Annotated in this window: 22 protein-coding genes; 1 reads left to right on the top strand and 21 read right to left on the bottom strand. The window is 65.6% G+C overall.

From position 1 onward, the window contains the following. Positions 1-13: 13 nt before the first annotated feature. The 5 genes from IQ25_RS04735 to IQ25_RS04715 are packed head-to-tail and all read right to left on the bottom strand — an operon-like array spanning position 14 to position 4,964. Positions 14-571 (bottom strand): chemotaxis protein CheD, encoded by a 558-nt coding sequence (locus tag IQ25_RS04735; protein WP_144902864.1) that lies wholly within the window; start codon positions 569-571, stop codon positions 14-16. 1 nt (position 572) lies between these two features. Then, on the bottom strand, positions 573-1,628 hold the full coding sequence (locus IQ25_RS04730) for a protein-glutamate methylesterase/protein-glutamine glutaminase (protein WP_144902862.1): 1,056 nt from the start codon (positions 1,626-1,628) through the stop codon (positions 573-575). Continuing rightward, the gene (locus tag IQ25_RS04725; RefSeq protein WP_144902859.1) at positions 1,625-2,494 is read right to left on the bottom strand and encodes a CheR family methyltransferase; all 870 of its coding nucleotides are present in this window, start codon (positions 2,492-2,494) and stop codon (positions 1,625-1,627) included. The genes IQ25_RS04730 and IQ25_RS04725 overlap by 4 nt, the downstream gene beginning before the upstream one ends. Further along, positions 2,491-4,707, bottom strand: a complete 2,217-nt coding sequence (locus tag IQ25_RS04720; protein ID WP_144902856.1) for a chemotaxis protein CheA — start codon at positions 4,705-4,707, stop codon at positions 2,491-2,493. Before IQ25_RS04720 ends, IQ25_RS04725 begins: the two co-directional genes overlap by 4 nt. Then, positions 4,704-4,964: a chemotaxis protein CheX gene (locus IQ25_RS04715; protein WP_246415378.1), complete on the bottom strand. Its 261-nt coding sequence runs from the start codon at positions 4,962-4,964 to the stop codon at positions 4,704-4,706. The genes IQ25_RS04720 and IQ25_RS04715 overlap by 4 nt, the downstream gene beginning before the upstream one ends. A gap of 203 nt (positions 4,965-5,167) precedes the next feature. Between IQ25_RS04715 and IQ25_RS04710 the strand changes: the two genes are divergently transcribed. Further along, positions 5,168-6,196 carry a chemotaxis protein CheB gene (locus tag IQ25_RS04710; protein ID WP_144903225.1) on the top strand — a complete coding sequence of 343 codons (1,029 nt, stop codon included), beginning with the start codon at positions 5,168-5,170 and terminating at the stop codon, positions 6,194-6,196. 94 nt (positions 6,197-6,290) lie between these two features. Here the strand turns inward: IQ25_RS04710 and IQ25_RS04705 are convergent, their stop codons facing one another. The 16 genes from IQ25_RS04705 to fliF are packed head-to-tail and all read right to left on the bottom strand — an operon-like array spanning position 6,291 to position 19,877. After that, complete coding sequence (locus tag IQ25_RS04705; protein ID WP_144902853.1) at positions 6,291-6,674, bottom strand: flagellar export chaperone FliS; 384 nt, start codon at positions 6,672-6,674, stop codon at positions 6,291-6,293. A gap of 1 nt (position 6,675) precedes the next feature. Further along, positions 6,676-8,118, bottom strand: coding sequence for a flagellar filament capping protein FliD (fliD, locus tag IQ25_RS04700; RefSeq protein ID WP_144902850.1), 1,443 nt, complete (start codon positions 8,116-8,118; stop codon positions 6,676-6,678). A gap of 5 nt (positions 8,119-8,123) precedes the next feature. Then, positions 8,124-9,287, bottom strand: coding sequence for an EscU/YscU/HrcU family type III secretion system export apparatus switch protein (locus tag IQ25_RS04695; RefSeq protein ID WP_144902847.1), 1,164 nt, complete (start codon positions 9,285-9,287; stop codon positions 8,124-8,126). A 9-nt stretch (positions 9,288-9,296) separates the two neighbouring features. Beyond that, positions 9,297-10,079 (bottom strand): flagellar biosynthetic protein FliR, encoded by a 783-nt coding sequence (gene fliR, locus IQ25_RS04690; protein ID WP_144902844.1) that lies wholly within the window; start codon positions 10,077-10,079, stop codon positions 9,297-9,299. Positions 10,080-10,082: 3 nt separating this feature from the next. Further along, positions 10,083-10,358, bottom strand: a complete 276-nt coding sequence (locus IQ25_RS04685) for a flagellar biosynthetic protein FliQ (RefSeq protein ID WP_144902841.1) — start codon at positions 10,356-10,358, stop codon at positions 10,083-10,085. A 6-nt stretch (positions 10,359-10,364) separates the two neighbouring features. After that, a complete protein-coding gene (gene fliP, locus IQ25_RS04680) occupies positions 10,365-11,093 on the bottom strand; it encodes a flagellar type III secretion system pore protein FliP (protein ID WP_144903222.1) in 729 nt (242 codons plus the stop codon). 53 nt (positions 11,094-11,146) lie between these two features. Beyond that, positions 11,147-11,428 carry a flagellar biosynthetic protein FliO gene (locus IQ25_RS04675; RefSeq protein WP_144902838.1) on the bottom strand — a complete coding sequence of 94 codons (282 nt, stop codon included), beginning with the start codon at positions 11,426-11,428 and terminating at the stop codon, positions 11,147-11,149. Further along, positions 11,428-11,736: a flagellar motor switch protein FliN gene (gene fliN, locus IQ25_RS04670; RefSeq protein WP_144902835.1), complete on the bottom strand. Its 309-nt coding sequence runs from the start codon at positions 11,734-11,736 to the stop codon at positions 11,428-11,430. The genes IQ25_RS04675 and fliN overlap by 1 nt, the downstream gene beginning before the upstream one ends. Positions 11,737-11,759: 23 nt before the next feature. Further along, positions 11,760-12,647 (bottom strand): FliM/FliN family flagellar motor switch protein, encoded by an 888-nt coding sequence (locus tag IQ25_RS04665; RefSeq protein ID WP_144902832.1) that lies wholly within the window; start codon positions 12,645-12,647, stop codon positions 11,760-11,762. A gap of 22 nt (positions 12,648-12,669) precedes the next feature. After that, a complete protein-coding gene (locus IQ25_RS04660; RefSeq protein ID WP_144902829.1) occupies positions 12,670-13,269 on the bottom strand; it encodes a flagellar basal body-associated FliL family protein in 600 nt (199 codons plus the stop codon). 30 nt (positions 13,270-13,299) lie between these two features. Next, positions 13,300-14,736: a hypothetical protein gene (locus IQ25_RS04655; protein ID WP_144902826.1), complete on the bottom strand. Its 1,437-nt coding sequence runs from the start codon at positions 14,734-14,736 to the stop codon at positions 13,300-13,302. A 34-nt stretch (positions 14,737-14,770) separates the two neighbouring features. Further along, entirely contained in the window at positions 14,771-15,205 is a 435-nt protein-coding gene (locus IQ25_RS04650) for a hypothetical protein (protein ID WP_181447165.1), read from the bottom strand. Beyond that, positions 15,202-16,572 (bottom strand): FliI/YscN family ATPase, encoded by a 1,371-nt coding sequence (locus tag IQ25_RS04645; RefSeq protein ID WP_144902823.1) that lies wholly within the window; start codon positions 16,570-16,572, stop codon positions 15,202-15,204. Before IQ25_RS04645 ends, IQ25_RS04650 begins: the two co-directional genes overlap by 4 nt. Further along, complete coding sequence (locus tag IQ25_RS04640) at positions 16,533-17,159, bottom strand: FliH/SctL family protein (protein ID WP_144902820.1); 627 nt, start codon at positions 17,157-17,159, stop codon at positions 16,533-16,535. Before IQ25_RS04640 ends, IQ25_RS04645 begins: the two co-directional genes overlap by 40 nt. Then, on the bottom strand, positions 17,152-18,171 hold the full coding sequence (gene fliG / locus IQ25_RS04635; RefSeq protein WP_144902817.1) for a flagellar motor switch protein FliG: 1,020 nt from the start codon (positions 18,169-18,171) through the stop codon (positions 17,152-17,154). Before fliG ends, IQ25_RS04640 begins: the two co-directional genes overlap by 8 nt. Next, a complete protein-coding gene (fliF, locus tag IQ25_RS04630) occupies positions 18,168-19,877 on the bottom strand; it encodes a flagellar basal-body MS-ring/collar protein FliF (RefSeq protein ID WP_144902814.1) in 1,710 nt (569 codons plus the stop codon). The genes fliG and fliF overlap by 4 nt, the downstream gene beginning before the upstream one ends.

Raw genomic sequence — 19,877 nt, 5'->3', positions numbered from 1 at the left:
CGCTTCTCGAAGATCAGAACAGTTCGACGTCGCCGCGGGATACGGGCGGGCGTGGGGTTGGCTGGACAGATGGCGCGAACCGGTCTTCCACCGTGCGGAGGCGGACCTGGCCCGATGCCGGGCGGAAATCGACGCGGCGGGCATTGATGCCGCCAAGATCCTCGCGCATCAGGGCAATTCCTTCGCGCCGGAGGAATTCGCGCGCGAACTCGGCATTCATCGTGCCAATGCGCATCATGTTGCGGTTGACGTTGGCACCGCCGTAGAGATGCGCCTTGAGATTGGCCTTGCGGGCCCCGCGACCGAGCATCTGGTTGACCAGCAATTCCATCAGATAGACGCCGTAATGCTCATCGACCTGGGTGCCGGGGAGATTGGCGGGCGGTTCGGACAGCAGGAAGTGGTTCATGCCGCCGACGTGCGCTTCCGGGTCGTAGAGGCAGGTGGCGACGCATGAGCCGAGCACGGTCGAGTATTCGACCGAAGCGCTGGCGCTGGCCAGGGCCTGTCCCTGCATCACGGTGATGCGTTCGAGTGGCGGCGTGCCGGGGATGGGAAGTTCGGCACTCATATCAGGCGGCCTTGCTGAAGGCGTGGCGTGCGATCGCGCCCAATGGCGCGACAATCCGGGCAGCGCCGAGGTTTATTGCGGCGCGCGGCATGCCGAACACGGTGCAGGTGGCCTCGTCCTGCGCGATGGTGCGCGCGCCCTTCTGCGCCATGGCGAGCAGGCCTTGCGCCCCATCTGCACCCATGCCGGTCAGCAGGATGCCGACTGCACGGGCGCCGACGACTTTGGCAACCGAAGCGAACAGCACATCGACGCTGGGCTGGTGGCCAGACACCGGTGGGCCGCTGCGCAGCTTGCAGTGAAAGGAAGAACTGCCGCCGAGCGAGAGGTGCCTGTCGTCACCGGGGGCGATATAGACGTGGCCGTCCTTGAGCGGCATGTCGGGCTCGGCAACGAGGATGCGTGGCGGGCAGGACTGGTCGAGCGTGCGCGCTACGGCGGGGGCGAAGCGGGCGTTGATGTGCTGGACGATGACGGTCGGCGGGCAGTCGACCGGGAAGCCTGCCAGCACCGTCTGCAGCGCCTCTACTCCGCCAGTGGACGAGCCGATGGCGATCAGGGCCGGGCGATCGGACAGCAGGGAGCGCGCTTCGTTGGCCACGGTGCTCGCGGGGCGGGCAGCCTGACGAATAGCCTGAACGCTCGGCTGCGGCGCGCGGGCGGGAAACTGGACCTTTGCGGCCTCGCGGATCATCTGCGCAAGCTTGCCGGCATCATCGAGACCTGTGCCGCCGCCTGATTTGGCGTAGCAATCGACTGCGCCCAGCGCGAGCGCACGGGCGGTCATCTCGTTGCCCTGCTGGGTCGAGCCGGAGACGATGATCACCGGGGTGGGACGCAGCTCCATGATCTTGGCAAGGAAATCGAGGCCGTTCATGCCGGGCATCTCGATGTCGAGCGTGACCACATCGGGATCGAGCTCGCGGATCATCTGGCGCCCTTCGGCGGCATTGGCCGCAGCAGCCACGACTTCGATGTCGTGCTCCTTGCTCAGCCGGTTGGTGAGAATCGCGCGCATGGTTGGCGAATCCTCGACGATGACGACGCGAATGGTCATGCGGCCCTCTTGCGATAGATGGTGGGACCCTGGGTCGTGAGCAGGTCGAGCGCGGGGCCGGTGACACGTTCGGAGTGGCCGATGTAAAGCCAGCCTCCGGGCGCGAGCTTTTCGGCAAAGCGCGCGACGAGACGCTCCTTGGTCGGGCCATCGAAATAGATCATGACGTTGCGGCAGAAGATCGTGTCGAACTGCCCCTGCATCGGCCATTCGCCCAGCAGGTTGAGAATGCGGAAGCGCGCGATCTGCTGGACTTCGGGCGCGATCACGGTTTCATCGCCCGTGCTGCGCGTCCATGCCCGGCGCAAGCCATCCGGCACCGGCTTGAGGTCCTCGGTGCGATAGGTTGCGGCGCGCGCCTTGTTCACCGCGTGGGTCGCGATGTCGCTGGCCAGCAGGCGCAAGTCCTTGCGGGCAATGGCGGCACCTTGCGAGGTATCCTCGCCGAGCAGCGTCATCAGCAGCGACCATGTTTCCTCGCCACTTGAACAACCTGCCGACCACAGGCGGATCTTGCCGCCGCTCTGGAGCCGGTTGAGGTAGCCATTGCGCACCTCTCGGGCGAAATGTTCGAAGTGGTGAGCTTCGCGGTAGAAGAACGTGTGGTTTGTGGTCAGGGCGCAGATCGCCTTCTGGCGCTCGGTCGCGTCCTCACGGATGCGCATGACATAGGCGCTGAAGGTGGCGCAGCCCGAATCGCGGACCAGCGGAGAGATGCGCGAATAGACCAGCATCGCCTTGCCGGCAGCCAGGACGATGCCGGCCTCGGCATGGGCGATCTCGGAGATCGCGCGGAAATCTGCCTCGTCGAATACGCCGGGACTGACTCCGGGCATCGAGGCATCGAGAGCATCCATCAGGCTCATGCGGCTTCGGCCAGGCTGGCAGCAGCGCCTGTGGATGCGAGGCTGCGCGAGACGAGGCTGTCGACATCGACGATGAGCGCCACGCGGCCATCGCCGAGGATGGTTGCCCCTGCGACGCCTTCGACCGAGCGGTAGTGGGTGTCGAGGCTCTTGATCACCACCTGGCGCTGGTCGCAGATCGCATCGACCATCAGCGCGGCGCGGCCAGCGCCTTCGGTTTCGACCACGATCAGCACAGCCTCGCGCGGGTCACAAACGGCCTGCGCGGCGCCGACCGACTGGGCCAGCGAGATGACCGGAATGAAGCGGCCACGCACGTTGATCATGCTGCGATTCGCGCCAAGACCCTGCACTTCGTGCGGTTCTGGACGGAGACTCTCGACCACGTTGGCAAGCGGGACGACGAGCGTCTGGTCACCGACGTTGACGACCATGCCGTCGGAAATCGCGAGGGTGAGCGGCAGGGTAAGCGTGAAGGTGGTGCCCTTGCCGGGTTCGGAATCGATGGTGATGCGCCCGCCCAGATCCTTCACGTTCTGGCGAACGACATCCATGCCGACGCCGCGGCCCGAGATGTTCGAGACCTGTTGCGCGGTCGAAAAGCCCGGCGCGAAGATCAGCAGGTCGATCTCTTCCTTGGACAGGACTGTATCGGCGGTAACGAGACCCTTCTCGATGGCCTTTGCCAGCACGCGTTCCCGGTCGATTCCCTTGCCGTCATCACCGATGCGGATGAGAATGCGGCCCGAGCGGTGCTCCGCCGACAGGGTCAACGTGCCTTCGGCGGTCTTGCCCGCAGCGATGCGCTCGTCGGCAGGTTCGATGCCGTGATCGACCGCGTTGCGGATCAGGTGGGTGAGCGGCTCACCGAGCCGTTCGATCACGGTCTTGTCGAGTTCGGTGCTTTCGCCCGAAACTTCCAGGCGGACATGCTTGCCGGTGGACGAGGCCAGTTCGCGCAGGATGCGCGGCACGCGGCTGAACACCGAGCCGATCGGTTGCGCGCGAATCGACATCGCGGACTCCTGGATGTCGCGCGTCAGCCCCTCGATCATCGCCATCTCCTCGGCGACGGCGAGGCCTTGCCCGGCAAGACGTTGTGCCATCATCGCCTGGGCAATGACCAACTCGCCCACGGCATCGATCAGCTTGTCGAGTTTGCCCAGTTCGATGCGGATGGACTGCCCCGGCGCAGGGGGCGCGGGCGGGGCAGAGCCGTTTGCAGCAAGAGCGGCCCGGGCAGCTTCGGACTCGCCGGGCTTCTCGGCCATGACCGCCACGGAGGGAGCAGCCTTAGTGGGCACAGGTTCTGCTGGTGCGGCGACCGGTGCCGGAGCCGGCGTGGCCACATCGCGATGCTGCACCGGTGGCATCTCGGCGTCGGCACCGAACGCAAGCGAGCAGTCGTCGCCCACGAAGTCGAAGATATCGCGCACGCTGGCTTCGCTGACATCGGCGGGAAAGCTAAAGGTCCAGCCGAGATAGCCGGTGCCGGTGTCGAAGGAATCGAGCGGGGGCACCGAAGAAACGTCGCAGACGTCGCATCGGCCGCCGAGGTCGCTCATTTCGCGCAGCATGAGCAGTGGCTCGCTGCCATTGCGCATGGCGCCGGAATGCGGGCGCAGTCGCACGCTCCAGCGGGGCGGTCCGGCGTCGGCCGCAGCTTCTTGCGCTTCGGGTTGGATTTCGCCTGAGATGTCGTCGAGCAGGGCATCGAGATCGAGATCGAAATCGAAGTCGTCGGAGGCGCTCTCAGGTTCCGGAGATGCGGCGGCGACAGGTTCGGACGGTGCCGCTGCAGTTGGCTCTGGTGCAGCTGTGGGCGCCGCGCCGGCATTTGCAGCCATCGCGGCGGTCAGTTCGGCCAGCAGCGCGCCATCCTCGGGCGGTTCGCCGCCATCGCGCGCAGCGGTCACGTGATCGCTCAGCGTATCGAGTGCACGCAGGAGAACGTCGGTGAGCGATTCGGTGATGGGAACGGTGCCGTCGCGCACGTCGGACAGCAGGGTTTCGAAGACGTGGGTGAAGCCCTGCAGCGCGACATAGCCGAACGCACCTGCGCCGCCCTTGATCGAGTGGACACCGCGGAACACGGCGTTGACCGTGTCGCTGTCCTGCGTGCCTTCGCGGCAGGCGGCTAGGCCCTGCTCGGCAGCCTCGAGCGATTCTTCGCACTCGGCAAAGAAAATGGCCTGGATTTCCTCGGCGGTCATGACAGCACTCCGGAGAACAGTTCGTCGGTCAGGCCGGTAAGCGCGGCCACGTCTTCCAAAGCGCGCGAGGGCAGGATCACGGCGCCTTCGCCGGTCTGGCGGGCACTGACGAGGAGTTGCAGCATGGCCTGGCCGATCTGTTGGCACTCACGCGCGTCTATCTGCAGGGCACCGGACCCCAGCGCCGCGATCATCTCCGGCAGCAGGGCTTCGGCAGCGGCGCGATCGCAGCGGGCTGGCAAGGTGATCGACGTCATGGAGATGCTCTTCCTCCGGCTCAATTGGACCGGACCGACAGGACCGGTTCGGCAACAGGCTTTCCGGAATAGAGCAGGAGCGGAAAGGCAGGCTTTCGCCGGGCCTACGGTGAGATACGTAAGGCAAGGCACAGGAATTGATCGGGGCTTCGCGCGTAAGACGGATGCAGGCCAATACAATGCCTTGGAAGGTTCCGTTCAACATGCATGAAGCACGCGTTCTGGTTGTCGACGATTCCGCAGCAATGCGGGCTCTCTTCTCCGACATTCTCGACCAGTCCAAGAACGTGACCGTGATCGGTGCGGCCGCGAATGCCGCAGAGGCGCGCGAGCAGATCAAGGAGTTGCGCCCGAACGTTGTCACGCTCGACGTCGAAATGCCGGGGATGAGCGGGATCGAGTTTCTCGAGGAGATCATGGGCAGCAATCCGCTGCCGGTGGTCATGCTTTCAAGCCTTACGCAGGCGGGCACCGAGACTTCGCTGAAGGCCTACGAGCTGGGTGCGGTGGAGTGCTTTCCCAAGCCGCTGAAGGCTACGCCCGAGCAGTTCAGCAAGACCGTGGGCAAGCTCGGCAAGATCGTGCTGGCGGCGGCCAACAGCAACGTCAAGGACCGCAGGGCTCCGCGCGAGCGCAAGGTTGCCGATACCAACTTCGAATGGAACGGGCACATACTCGCGCTGTCCGCCTCGATGGGTGGGATCGACGCCCTGACGCAGTTGCTGGAGGATTTCCCCGAGAAGTGCCCGCCGACGGTCATCGCGCTGAATGCAGAACCGGGCATCGTCGAGACGTTCATCAAGCGCATGGAGGGCGAGCTGAAGTGTTCGGTCAAGGCGGCGAAGGACGCAACGCCACTGACCCAGGGCACGATCCACATCGCCTACGATCCCGATCGCCACGTGGTGATCGAGCCCGGCAGCCCGGCAAAGCTGAGGTTGATCGACCGCGATCCCGTTGAAGGCATGCGGCCATCGGCCAACCTGCTGTTCGGGTCGATCGCGCGCGGTTCTGTGCCGGCGGCAGGAGCCGTGCTGACCGGCATGGGCACAGACGGGGCCAAAGGCCTCAAGCTGATGCGCGACTCAGGATGCAAGACGTTTGCGCAGGATCGCAAGAGCGCACTGGTGTCAGAAGCGCCGGGCGCTGCAATCGATGCGGGCGCTGCTGAAAGCGAACTCGATCTGGATGGACTCGGTGCGGCACTGATTGCTGCGTGCAACATGGGCTAGAGCACCCTCGCGTGTACGTCCCCTGCGCGCGAGGGAAACGAGCCCGGGACCAGCGATGGTCCCGGGCTTTCATGTTGCAGAATATGGGAAGTGTTCAGGCCGCTATGCTGCGCAGCATGGCTTCGCGGATCTCGCTGAAATCCTGGCGGATCGTGCGTAGCGTATCGGCATTGAACCGGATCACGCAATCGAGGATCGCGTTGCGCGCAGACTGGTAGAGCTGGACCAGCGCGGCAGCGGTCGGGTTCGAAACATCGACACCCATCTGAAGCGCGGTCAGTGCGGAAACGGCGCGGGTCAGCGCGGCGCTCTTTGCCGAATTGTCCTGGCGTTCGTGCGCATGAATGGCGCGGCCAACCGAGCCAATGACCTGTTCGAGGCAGAGATCGACCAGCTGGCGGGAGTCTGCGCCACGGACGCGCGCGTCAAAATCGACGCGGCGGTAGGCTTCGGATGGATCTCGACGGTGGTGCAGCATATCAGTTGTTGCTCGATGAGTTCCAGGCGGCGATCTGCGCCTGCAGGAAGGTCAGTGTAGACTGCGAATTGCTGACACGCGTGTCCATCGCGGCGAAGCGGGAGACGAGTTGCTGGCGCAGTGCTTCCTGCTTGTCGGTCAGCTCGGATGCCTTGTCGGTCGCCGTCTTCTGCAGCGCAGTGTAGCGGGTGATCGAGCTTCCCAGCGAGATGGCGGTTGTCGAGGATGCCGCACGGGCAATCTTGTCGATGGCAGCATAGACGCCATAGACGCCCGTGGTCCACATCGCGCCGGCTTCCTGGGGGCTGTCCTTGAGCGTGTTGGAAAGGCGTGTGCTGTCGAGGCTGAAGGTGCCGTCGCGTTCGATCGTGAGGCCCAGATCTGCGAGCGATGAAGGTTTGCCGCTGGCGGCATTGGGCATGATCTTCGTGCTCGTAAGGCCTGTCAGGGCGGCGCGCAGCGCGCGGGCGCCAGGATCGTTGTTGAGCTCTCCGCTGGTCTTGTCCATCGCAGTGTTGAGCTGCGAGACGACTTCGTTCAGGGCGTCCACGAGATCGGTCATAGCCGTGGTGATCCCGCTGGAGGGATCGCTGAAGCTGATTGTTGCCGGATTGCCGACGTTGGTCGCCGTCAGCTTCATGTTGAGGCCCGGAACGATGTCGGTAACAGTATTGCTCTTCGACGTGTAGTCGATGCCGTCGATGCGGTAGGCCGCGTCCGATGCGGTTGACTTCAGGCGTGTGCCTGCGCTTGCCGGGGTCCACGCGAGATCGGCGAGCGCCTCCCCGCCAACGTCTGGCGTGGTCTCGATGACGAAGCCGTTGGCTGCGCCTTCCTGCCCCTTGAGCACGATCTGCGCACCTGCCGTGCCGTTAGCAACATAGGCCGTAACGCCTGTCTTCGCGCTGTTGATCGCGATGGCAACGTCGTCGAGAGTCGCGCCCGATGGGATCGCGATATCAACCTGATCGCGGCTGGCGTCGGCAGTGAAGGTCCCGCTGGAAACCGTGCCGAAGCGCAGGGTCAGCGTGCCGGAGCCGACCGTCGCGGCCGACGAAGCATAGGCTGGCGTGACCAGCTTCTGCGCATTGGCGAGGCTGGTGACTTCGAGGCTGTAGGTGCCGCTTCCGGTGGCTGTGCCCTTGCTGACGGTGGCCACGCTGCTGTTCGAGATCGACGGCTTCACGGCAAGGTCGCCCGTGCGGATCAGGGTGCCGATAGAGGACGACAGCGTGCTCATCAGCGACTTCAGGTTCGATGCGCTGGAGATCTGCGCGGTAAGCTTGTCGCTCTTTGCGGTCAGCTGATCGAGCCGCGAGGCAAATTGGGCGGCGGCCAGCTGTTCGGCAAGCTGCGCCGTGTTGATGCCGCTGCCGCCACCCAGCGCCGAAACGATCTGCGCGGTGGCCGAAGTCGACGAGGTCGATGAAGTGGTGGTTTCCATGGGACTTAGGACGGCCGCGCAGTTGCGGTCTTAAGGTCGATGACAGCTTCGGGGCGACCTTCTGCGTCGAACTGCATATGGATCGGAAGATCGATCGCGGGAAGTTGGGGGTTGTCACCACGTTTCAACGAGAGGACAAAAGCGAGAACCGAGGCAATGGCGGCGTAGAGGTCCTCGCGGATCATCTGGTTTTCGCGCGTGGTGAAATAGACCGAGCGGGCGAGCGGCGGGATTTCGAGGGTGGGGACCCCGAGTTCTGCGGCCAGTTCGCGCATGGCAAGCGCCTTCTCGCCGCGGCCCTTGGCGAGGACGACCGGTGCTGGGGCCAGCTCGGGATCATAGACCATGGCGACCGAGAAGTGCGTCGGGTTGGTGATCACGAACTGCGCCTTCTGCATCGCCTGCTGCATTGCGCCCATGGCGAGCTGGCGCTGCTTGTTGCGGATTGCGGCCTTCTTTTCGGGCGAGCCTTCCGCCTCCTTGTGCTCGTCCTTCACTTCCTGCAGCGTCATGCGCAGACGCAGGAAGCGGCGCACCCACTGGATCGGAAAATCGACCAGCGCGATCACGATCAGGCCTGATGCGAGCGCGAAGGCGAGGGAGACGATGGTCTCCCATGCGGTGACGAGCTGGCCGTGGATGCTGCCCTGGCCAAGGCCAACCATCCCGGCGATGCGGCCCGAGGCCCAAGACCAGGCAATCGCGCCAAGCAGCAGCAGCTTGGCAAGACCCTTGGCCAGTTCGATCCAGCCCTGCGGACCGAACATGCGTTTCAGCCCCGAAAGCGGATTGATGCGCGAAGCCTTGGGGGCGAGGTTCGAAGGGATCCACCGCCCATCGGACAGGCCGATCTGCGAGAAGACGGAAGCGGCCAGAACCATCAGGCCAAGCAGCATGACCGGGGGCAGTACCGCGATCAGCGCGCCGGTCAGCAGTTTGGCGGGGGCAAAGTCCTCGATGGCCGCGCGGTCGAGCATGAACGAGGCGCGCAGGGTGTCCTGCAGGGCATCGAACATCCAGGGCCCGGCAAACTTCAGCCAGATCGCGCCGACGAGTACGCCGATGGCCGTCGCGAGGTCCTTGGAGCGCAAGACGTCGCCGTTCTTGGCAGCGTCCTTCTTGCGCTTCTCTGTCGGGGCAAAGGACTTTTCGCCTTCCTGCTCGGCCATGTCCGCCTCCTACTTCAGGACCAGCGCGCCAGCGTTGGCGACGGCGGTGGCGGAGATGTCGACCATCACGTCGGTCAGCATCGGGGCGGCAGCGATCATCGCAGCAAGGCCAGCGAGCACGCCTGCGGGAAGGCCGAGCGAGAACAGGTTCAGGCTGGGGGCTGAGCGGCTGATGATACCGGTCGTTACCTGCACCAGCAGCAGGATCAGGGTGACGGGCAGGGCGATGAGGATTGCGGTCACGAACATCTGCGTGGCGAACTGGCCGATCAAGTCGATCCGGTTAGCCGCTAACCAAGATGTGCCCGGCGGGAAGGTGCGGTAGCTGTCGACCAATAGCGCGATCCAGTTGAGATGCGCGCCAGTGCCGAGGAAGATCACTGTCAGCACTACCGCGAAATACTGGCCCATCGCAGGCGAGTGGGCGCCACTGACCGGGTCGGCCGTGGTGGCGATCGACATGCCCATGCCGCCGCCGATCACTTCGGCCGCCAGCGTTGGCGCGGCGAACGATAGTTGCAGGGCAAAGCCCATGGCGAGGCCGATCAGGACTTCGTTGGCGGCGGAGAGGATACCGTTGATCGAGAGCAGAGCCGTTGGCGCTGCAACATCGGTCCAGCCGCAGACCAGCATCGCGATGGCGCCAGAGGCGACGATGCGGACCTGATAAGGAACGGTGCCGGTGCCGAACAGGGGCGCTGCGAACATGGCGGCGGCGATGCGCGTCATCACGAACATCCACCGCCAGAAGTCCGCCTCGAGCGCGCCGAAACCGAAGTCGAGTTGCAGCACGGCCTAGCCTTTGCCCGTCATGGCGATCTGGTCGAAGATTTCCTTGGTGAAATCCCCGACAAGGCCGAGCATGGCCGAGCCGAACAGCACCAGCACCAGCGCGGTGACAGCCAGCTTGGGCACGAAGGTCAGCGTCTGTTCGTTGACCGACGTTGCCGCCTGGATCACGCCGACAACGAGGCCGACGGCAAGCGAGGCGAGGAGGATCGGCGCCGCGACCAGCGCCGTGATCCACAACATCCGGTCAGCCAGCGCGAGGAGGGAGGCGGTGTCTTCCATCGCCGCTTACCCGAAGCTTGCTGCAAGGCTGCCCATCAGCAGCGCCCAGCCATCGACTAGCACGAAGAGCAGCAGCTTGAACGGGAGCGAGACGATGGTCGGACTCATCATCATCATGCCGAGGCTCATCAGCACCGATGACACGACGAGGTCGATCACCAGGAACGGCAGGAACAGCATGAAGCCGATCTGGAAGGCGGTCTTGAGTTCGCTGGTGACGTAGGCGGGCAGCAGGATCGAATAGGGCACGTCAGCGGGGCTGGCGAACTTGGGCGCTCTGGCCATTTCCGAGAACATGCGCAGGTCCGTCTCGCGGGTTTGGCGGATCATGAAGGCATGGAACTCGCGTCCACCCGCCACGAAGGCCTGCTCTGCCCCGATCTGACCGCTGGAATAGGGCTGGATCGCGTTGGCATTCACCTTGTCGAGCGTGGGGCCCATGATGAACAGCGATAGGAACAGCGACAGGCCGATCAGCACCTGGTTGGGCGGCGACTGCTGGAGACCCATCGCCTGACGCAGGATCGACAGCACCACCAGCACGCGCGTGAAGCTGGTCATCATCAGGATCAGCGACGGCAGGATCGTCAGCAGGCCCATGATGAGCAGGAGCTGCAACGAAAGCGACAGCGAGCCGCCGCTCTGCGCGCCAGCCATCTGGCCGAAGGCGCGGTCGAGCGCACCGGAGATCGCGGCGGGCTGCTGCGCCGGGGCAGGGCCGGCGGCCTGCGCCATGGCGTAGTGCGGAATCAGGGTCAGCGTCGTGGCAAGGGTTGCGAGCAGGCGCTTCACTGGGCGTCCTCCGCTTCAACCTTGGGCCGTGCGGGGGCTTCGGCAAGCCGAACCAGACCGTTCTTGCCAGCGGACACCAGAATTTCTCGCCCGTGGAATTCCAGCACGGCAAGGCGCAGCGTGGGGCTGAGCATCTGGGTTTCGACGATGCGCACCGACTTGGGCGCGTTGCCTGCCATGAAGCGGCCTTCCATGCGCTTGGCAAACTTGAGACTGGCCCAGGCAAGGCCGCCGATCAGCGGCAGCAGCACGAGCAGCTTGAGGACGTACCAGAACATCAGGCCGCATCCCCCCTGGCGGGCTTCTTCGCCGGGGCGGCTGCAGGCGCTTCCTCCGGTTCGCTCCCGGCCAGCTCCACGATCCTGAGACCGAAGCGATCACCCTGCGCCACCACTTCGCCGCGCGCGATCAGCTTGCCGTTGACCATGACATCGAGCAGTTCGTCGGTCATGCGGTCGAGCGTGACGACCGACTCTTCGGACAGCGACAGCACGTCCCTGAGCTTCATCGCGGTGCGGCCGAGTTCTACGGTCAGGCGGACATCGACGTCCTTGAGGAAATCGAAACCGCGGGGCTGGAAGGTCATGTCTTGGTGGCCTCTTCGTGAAATCAGGAAAGCTGGGTGATCTGGATGGCGACGCGATCGTCGAGCGCGCCGATGGTGCCGTGGGCGTAAGTCTTGGCTCCGACCTTGACCGGCACGCTGCGGGCGATTGGCACCGGCAGGACCTGCCCGATGCGCAGGGCAGAGACGGTGGCGAGCGGCAGGCTCATGTCGACCAGCACGGCAGTGACATCGATCGGCAAGTCGGCGAAGGGTGCGTCAGTCGGCTGGGCGGGGCCACGAGCAGGCTTTGCTGGGCGCTTGGATTCGCCATGCGCGAACATCGCCGACAGCGTTTCGAGCGGAAAGGCGAAGGCAATCGCCCAAGGCATGCGACCCTGCTCGACGACATTGAGCGTAAGGCTGGCGACTGGCGTGGCATCGGGCATGGCCTGCAACTGCGCCAGGCTGGCATCGCGCCGAATGCTGCGGACCGGACCACCCGCTCCGCCCAGTGACACGGCAAGGCAGGCTGCGACGAGCTGTTCGATGCGGCCGATCATCAGGTCTGCCGAGAGCGGGAATTCCTTGGGCAGCGAAGACGGAGTGTCGCCGGGACCGCCGAAGGCGCGGTCGACCAGACGCAGCACGTTCTCGCCCTCGATGCTGACCATGAACGGTGCGGTGCCGATCTGCATCAGGCTGTTGGCGGCAAGACGCGGGATTTCCGAGCAGAAGTCGGCAAAGTCGGTTTGCATCGGCTTCATCGGATTGATCTGCGGCTCCGCACCGCCAAGCAGCGGAACGAGCGCGCCACGCACGGCCTTGGCCAGGCGCTCGCTCATCCGGGTGAGCGCCGGGACCAGATCCGCAGCACTCGGGCCGGGACGCAGCAGGACCGGATCGTGCCGGGCGATGGCACGTTCGGCGATGAAGGCGCGTTCGGGTTTCATGGGAGCCTTGGGGCTTGAGGCGTCACTGGACGATGAAGGTCTTGAAATAGACGTTGTCGACGCCGCCAAAGCCCTCGTTCTCGGTGAGGACCTTGTTGATTGCGGCGGTTAGGCGCTTCTGCAGGCGGCCTTTGCCTTCGGGGCTGATCACGTCTTCCTCGGGCGTATCGGCAATCGCGATGAGCAGGGCCGAGCGGATCGCCAGCTCATGCTTCTTCATCCACAGCACCACGCGATAATCGCGGCGGGTCGAGGCCGAGACGTTGACCTGCAGGAGCGCGTCTGTGTTCTTGAGGTTCGAGGTGAAGTCCTCGGGGAAGTTGTAATAGACCGTGCGGAACTCGCTGCCGCCTTCGCCATCGGTGTCGGCCGCGGCACCTTCGCCTTCGCCTTCCTTGGCCACTGGAGCATAGGGGTCTTCCTCACCCTTGCGGATCAGCTTCGGGTTGTTGTCCACCTTGACGACTTCGTGCGTGCCGCCGCCAATGATCCCGGCAGCGACGAGACCGAATACGCCCCCGCCACCGACGCCGAGCAAGGCAACGGCGCCGATGACCTTGACCATCATGCCGCCGCCCTTCTTCTTCTTGGGCTTGTCGTCCTTCTCGCTCTTGTCACTCATGCGGGTTCTCTCGAAGTTCGGGGATCAGGATCAGGCGTAGATGTCGCGCGCATCGCGCCGGGTGGTTGGTTCGTCGTTCTGGTCATGCCGAGGCGCGGCGTTGGTGGCCGGGCGCTGCTGGGCTGGCTGGCTCTGCGGTTGTTGGCGCTGGCCTTCGCCCTGGCTGGTGCGGGCGTCAGCCGCGGCCTGCTGGCGCGGAGCCTGTGCCGCAGATTCGTTGCTTGCGGGCGAAGCGTCAGCGGCGGCGCTGACCGCGCGGGCAAAGTCGGGGTCCGCACTGCTCATCGCCACCGACAGCGCGTTGTCCTCGTCACGGTCGAAACGCAGCGAGACGCGGCCAAACTCGGCATGGGCAACCGAGGCATGGACTGTGCGCGGCGAAGCGTCCTCGCGGGCGCGGGCGAGCGTGTCGACCAGCGTGGCAAAATCGATCCGCTCCGGCGCGGGCTCTGTCCGGAGACTGGCCGGGGCTTGCCCCTCGGCGCGCAATGGTTGGTCCGGAGCAGCCAGGACGTTGGGGGTTGGCGCAGCCGATGCTGGTTTCAGGGGCTCGTCCGGTTTTTCCGGATCTGGCTGAGTTCGGGTGGCCAATGGCCGTTGTGAGGCCAGCGTCGTGCTTGCTGCGGGCGTGACCGCTTCAAGCGCTGCTGGTTCGCGCGGGTTCGCTTGGCGAGGAGCCGACTGGGGTGCCGCATCCTCGGCGGGAGCCTCCGCCTCGGCGATTGCTGGTGCCTCTGGCGATGCCCTGTTCGGCGTCTGCATGTGGCTGTTGCCGGCCTGCAAGGCGGCGGCAATCTCAGCAGGAAACACACCCTTCGGTGCTTCGGCGTTGCTGGCTGCGCCAGCTATCGGCTGACTTTTCGCAGGGAGCAGTTCGACCTGTGCCGTCTGTGCCAGAGCGACTGCCTTTTGTGCGGCATCAAGCGGCGCAGCGATCTGGGCAGGCGTGTGTGGCGCTGTATTCGAAGGTGGCTGGAAGCCTTCGACTACTCGCTCCGGGGAAGTGTTCGTAGTCAGGCGATCGGGCGCGGCGAAGATCGCGGTCAGCATTGCCATATCAGCGAGGGGCAGGCCCGTCGCTTCAGGTTTGCCGGTTTCCCACCCCTCGAGCGCTTCCTCGGCCTTCGCCTCAACCTTGTTTTCCGGCCGTGCCGATGTTTCGGGCTGAGCCTGTTCTCCAGAAGTCTTCGCGGTCAAAGTCTGTGCTGGAACTGCCGGCCGAGCGCGGCCCATTGCCGGTACCGGCAAGGTCTTGCCGCCAATCGGCAGGGTATTGCCGGGGGCGGGGGGCGCAATGGGGGTTTCGTCCGGTGCAGACTGTCCGGCGAGCAGCGACGCAAAGTCCGTGATCAATGGCTGAGTGGGGGCAAGATCCGCCGTTTCCGCCGCGTTCCCCATGTTTGCGAGCGGCATCGCCGGAAGCGGCGAAACCACTGGCAGCAAGGGGGAGGCGGAAAAGTCGAACATGGGCAGGGCTCCGTCGCGAAGGCGTCAACCCTGTCTATTCAAGGCCCGTGCCAGATCGCTTGGCCGAGGCGGCAGTAGGTATTGTTGCGGATTCCACCTTGCGGGCGATCAGGCGGGCCTGGGCCTCGGCGCGTTCCTCCACAGCTGCGCGGCGGCGCTCGGCAGCAGCGGCTTCCTGCGCCTTGGCATCGGCAATGCGCCGGGCGGCTTCGGCATCAGCGCGGGTTCCGGTGGTGATGCGATCGAGCCCGGCCACGAAGTGCCGCAACTGCTGGAGGCCGTGCGCGTCGCGGGCATCGGTGCGCGCGGCGTAGTCGGCAGAAAGGCGCTGGGTACGTTCGACCAAACCCTGCAACTGCGCCAGCGTGCCTTCGGCCTTGCCCGCTTCGGCAAGCGCGTTCTGGCGGGCGATGTCGCGGATACGTTCGAGGCGCTTGAGGCGGGCAAGGCGGGCGCGTTCGGCTTTCACGGGCCGATCAGCCCGGTCAGCGCGGCAATGCTGTCAGCCATCGGCACGACCTCGCGCTGGGGCTGGCCGATGAAGGCGGAGAGCGCCTCGTGCATCGCAATGGCGCGATCGAGCTGCGGATCGGCTCCGGCGCGATAGGCGCCCATCAGCACGAGATCGCGGTTGGCTTCATAGGCGGCGACGAGCGCTCGGAACGTGCGCGCGGCCTTCTGGTGATCGGGTGCGGTGATGTCATTCATCACGCGGCTGAGCGATGCGGCGATGTCGATCGCCGGGTACTGGCCGCGCTGGGCGAGATCGCGGGACAGCACGATATGTCCATCGAGGATCGAGCGGGCAGTATCGACCACCGGGTCGTCCTGGTTGTCGCCATCGGCGAGGACCGTGTAGAGCCCGGTGACCGAGCCGCCACTCTGTGCCGAATTGCCTGCGCGCTCGACCAGCTTGGTAATCGTGGCAAGCGCGGAGGGCGGATAGCCGCGCGCCGCGCCCGGTTCGCCCAGCAGCAGCGCGATCTCGCGTCCGGCGTGGGCGACGCGGGTGAGGCTGTCCATGATCAGCAGCACGCGCTTGCCCTGCGCGCGGAAATATTCGGCAAGGCTGGTGGCGAGCATCGCGCCCCGGATGCGCAAGTTGGGTGCGTGGTCTGCAGGAACGGCAACGATGACCGAGCGCTCGCGCTTCGATCCCTGCATGTGCCTTTCGACGAAATCGGACACTTCGCGCGCGCGTTCGCCGATCAGGCCGACGATGACGATCTCGGCCTCGGCCCCATGCGCGATCATGTCGAGCAGGACCGATTTGCCGACGCCAGAGCCTGCCATGATGCCGATGCGCTGGCCGACGCCAAAGGTGGTCAGGGCATTGAGCGCGCGCACGCCGGTGTCGAAGCTCTCGCGCACCGGCGAGCGATCCAGCGCGGCAGCGCGGACGCCACCTGCGGGCCATTCACGGCGACTGTGGATCGGTCCCATGCCGTCGATAGGCTTGCCTTCGCCATCGATGGCGCGGCCAAGGAAGGCCTCGCCCACAGGGAGCATGCCGGGCCGACCTTCAGGCCGGACCCGTGCGCCGGGGCGCAGCAGGACCGGATCGCCGAGCAGCATCATCAGCGTGCGGCCATTGCGGAAGCCTACGGTCTCAGCTGTCAGCGAGCCCGTGCCATGGGCGATGCGACATTGCGTGCCGATCGGGACAGAAAGGCCAGAGACTTCCAGCATTCCGCCATCGCAGGCAGCGAGCAGGCCATAGCGCGAAGGGGTGAAGTCCGGCTCGCACAGCGCGAGGGAATCGAGCGTGCGTTCGAATAGGACAGGCGTCGTGGCCTTCAGCACTGGCGCAAGGCTTCGTTGATGGCGCAGCGCCATTGCTCGGGCCCGTCCTCGACGCCGCCTGCCGCGCCTTCGACGCGCAGTGCGCCGCGCTCGAGGCCAGCGTCGGGTTCGAAGTGCCAGTCTTCAGGCAGGCGTGCGGCGATGAGGGCGAGGTCTTCGGGGTGAAGGCGGATCACACGCTGGTCTTCGGCGCGGGCGAGCATCGCCGCAGCCACCTGAACGCGCCGGGTAAGCGCATCGGGATCGAGCGCGGCGGGGGCGATGGCCGCCTCGCACAATGCGATCACGGTTTCGCGCAGGCGATCCTCGAGTTCGGATTGCATGGCGGCATCAATTCTGCCGAGGCCGAATTCGATGCGGCTGCGCGCGGCATCCTGCTCCGCAATGAGCTGCGCGGCCGCCTCCTGCGCATCGCCAAGGCCTTTGGCGTAACCCTCGGCCCAGGCTTCGGCCACGGGATCGTGCGGCTCGGTCGGATCGGGCGCGACCGACTCGGGCGCGACCGACTCGGGTTCGGGCTCGGGAACGACAAGCTGGCGGAAGAAGCGGCGGTCCCGCGCAAAACCCGGGGAAGCATGCCCGAGATCGGCAAGCGAAATCGCGCGCAGGGCTTCAGACATAGTCGTCGTCGCCGGCACCGAACACGATCACGCCTTCGGCCGAGAGGCGACGGGCGGCAGTGACCATGGCCTTCTGGGCCTCGATCACTTCGGCCATCTTCATGCGGCCGCGCGCCGCGATCTCGTCGCGCACGCCATCGGCGGCACGGCTCGACATCGAGCGGAAGAACACCTCGCGCTGGTCTTCGGGAATGCCCTTGAGCGCCGCTATCAGTGCATCGCTGTCGACCTCGCGCAGAAGCGCGCCCATCGACTTGTCGTCGAGCACGAAGAGGTGCTCGAACTTGAACATTTCGTTCTCGATGGCCTTGGCGAGCTGGCGGTCCTGCTTGGCGATCTCGGGCATGACCCGCTTTTCGACCGCGCGGACCGAGGCATTGATGATGTCGGCCGCCTCGCGCGGGCCGCCCATGGTGAGGGCACCTGTACCGTGGCATTCGCCGATCCGCCGGTTGAGCAGTTCGTCGAGCATGGCGATGGCCTCGGGCGCGACCGGGCCGAGCGTGGCGATGCGATGGACGACCTGAGGCTGCACCTCGTCGGGCAGGCCATGGAGCACGGCGGCGGCAACCTCGGGATCGAGTTGCACGAGCAGCACGGCGATGGCCTGCGGGTGTTCGTCGCGGATCAGCGGCACGATCACCTGCGGGGTCAGCCAGCGGGCGAGTTCGATAGTCGGCGTTCGCGAGGGATCGTCGGGCACGATGCGCTGCATCAGGCTGTCGGCCTTCACTTCGCCCACGGCCCGCGTCATCAGCGAGCGGACCTGGCCGACGCGATCATGCGCGATCAGGCCAAGCCGCTCGGTCTTCTCGACGAAGCCTGCAATCGCCTGGGCAATGGCGACCGGGCCGATCTCGCCCAATGCGCACATCTTTTCGCCAAGCAGGCGCAGTTCGGCAGGCTCTAGCTGGGCAAGGATCTGCGCCGCCTGATCGTCCTCCAGCAGCATGACCATCACGGCCGCACGCTCGGGATCGGAAATGGCCGGGGCTTCCATCAGGTCGCTCATGCGCTGGCACCTTCCTCTTCAGGGGTCTTGAGCATCTGCTTGAGCGCGACCACCGCGCTATCGGGCTTCTCGACGACAAGTCGCTGGGCAAGGCTGACCTGCCGGGCGAGCGCTTCGGCATCGACCACGCCAGTTTGTGGGTCCTGCGCGGGCTGGATAGCCTGAGCCACTTCCTCGGGCGTGACCGTCTCGACGCTGTCTTCGCCGGTCTCCTCCTCGTCCTCGTCCTTGCCTTCATCCTCTGCCGCTTCGCCCTTCTTGCGTTTCTTGAGCGGCTTGCTTTCGCCACTGGCGGGCTCGCGCTTCAACGCCTTGATCAGCGGCCTGACGCCGAGCAGCAGCACCAGCAGCACTGCGATCAGGGCGACAGCATTCCGCAGGATCGTTGCGAACCACGGCGTTTCCCAGAACGGCGCCGGGGTGACATCAGCAGGCTTGAACGCACGCACGGCCACGGCAACCTGATCGCCACGCGCGGCATCCGCACCAACTGCAGCGCTGACCAGTTGCTTGATCTGTTCGATGTCCTGCGGCTTGGCCTTGGCCATGATCTCCGCACTGAGCGCGACCGCGACCGAGAGGCGCTTGATCTTGCCGGGGGTCTGGTTCGAAACGGCGACTTCTCGACCCAGTTCATATGTGCGGGTCGAGCTGGATTCCCCGTTGGCGCCCGCAGGAGCTGCGGCGGTTGTCGGCGTGCCTTGCGGCGCACCTGCTTGCGCGGTCGTGGCCGGTGGTGGCGTGTTGGCGGTGACGCCGGGCACGCCTTGCGCGGTGGTCGCGCCTGCCTGTTGCGAGGCGCTTTGCGTTTCAGAGCGGACGACGCCCTGCTTGTCATAGCTTTCCCGTGCCGATGTCACCTGATCCATGTCGAGGTCGAGCTGGATCTCGGACGAGAAGTTGCCTTCGCCGAGCATGGGGGTGAGCAACTGGGCAACCTGCTGGCGCAGCTTCTCTTCCATGCGCTGCTGCAGTTCGAGGCGGTCGCCATCGGGGCCGGATGGGTCGGAAAGAAGCGCGCCATGCTGGTCCACCACGCGGACCGCATCGATCGAAAGGCCCGGAACCGATCCCGCCACAAGGTTCACGATCGCGCGGACTTGGCTTTCCGAAAGCTGCCGCCCGCGCTTCAGCTTGACCATGACCGAAGCCGATGGCGGGACGTTCTCGCGCACGAACACCGACTTTTCGGGTTCGGCGAGGTGGACGCGCACGGCTTCGACGCCGTCGATCTCCATCACCGTCAGTTCCAGCTCGCGCTCGCGCGCGGCCTGCAGACGCTGCCCTTCAAGGCCGCGGCTTGCGCCCATCGGCAGCTTGTCGAGCATCTGCGTGCCGGTTTCGGGTGTGGCGATCGCGCCGTCCGATGCCGCTGCCATGCGCGCCTTGTAGAGGTCGTCCTCGCCCACGGTGATCGCGCCGGTGGCACTGTCGATCTGGTAGGGAATTCCTGCCTTCTCGAGGCTGGCGGTCACTTCGGCGCGCTCGCCGTCGGAGAGCTGGCTGTAGAGCATGCGCTGCGGCGCCGGGGCCATGGTCAGCCACAGCACGCCGGTCAGTCCTGCGGCCGATACGCCCGCGAACCATGGGATCATGCGCCGCACGGATGGCTGGGCGAGCATGGCTTTCGCCCGCGCGCCAAGGCCACCGGCAAGCGGATCGGTCAGCGAGCCTGCCTGTGTGGCGGAAGGATTTGCCTCAGCCAT

The organism is Novosphingobium taihuense (genome assembly GCF_007830315.1).
GTDB classification, from domain to species: Bacteria; Pseudomonadota; Alphaproteobacteria; order Sphingomonadales; family Sphingomonadaceae; genus Novosphingobium; species Novosphingobium taihuense.
The sequence above is the reverse complement of the archived record's forward strand: the minus strand, read 5'-3'. Positions and strand labels throughout refer to the sequence as shown.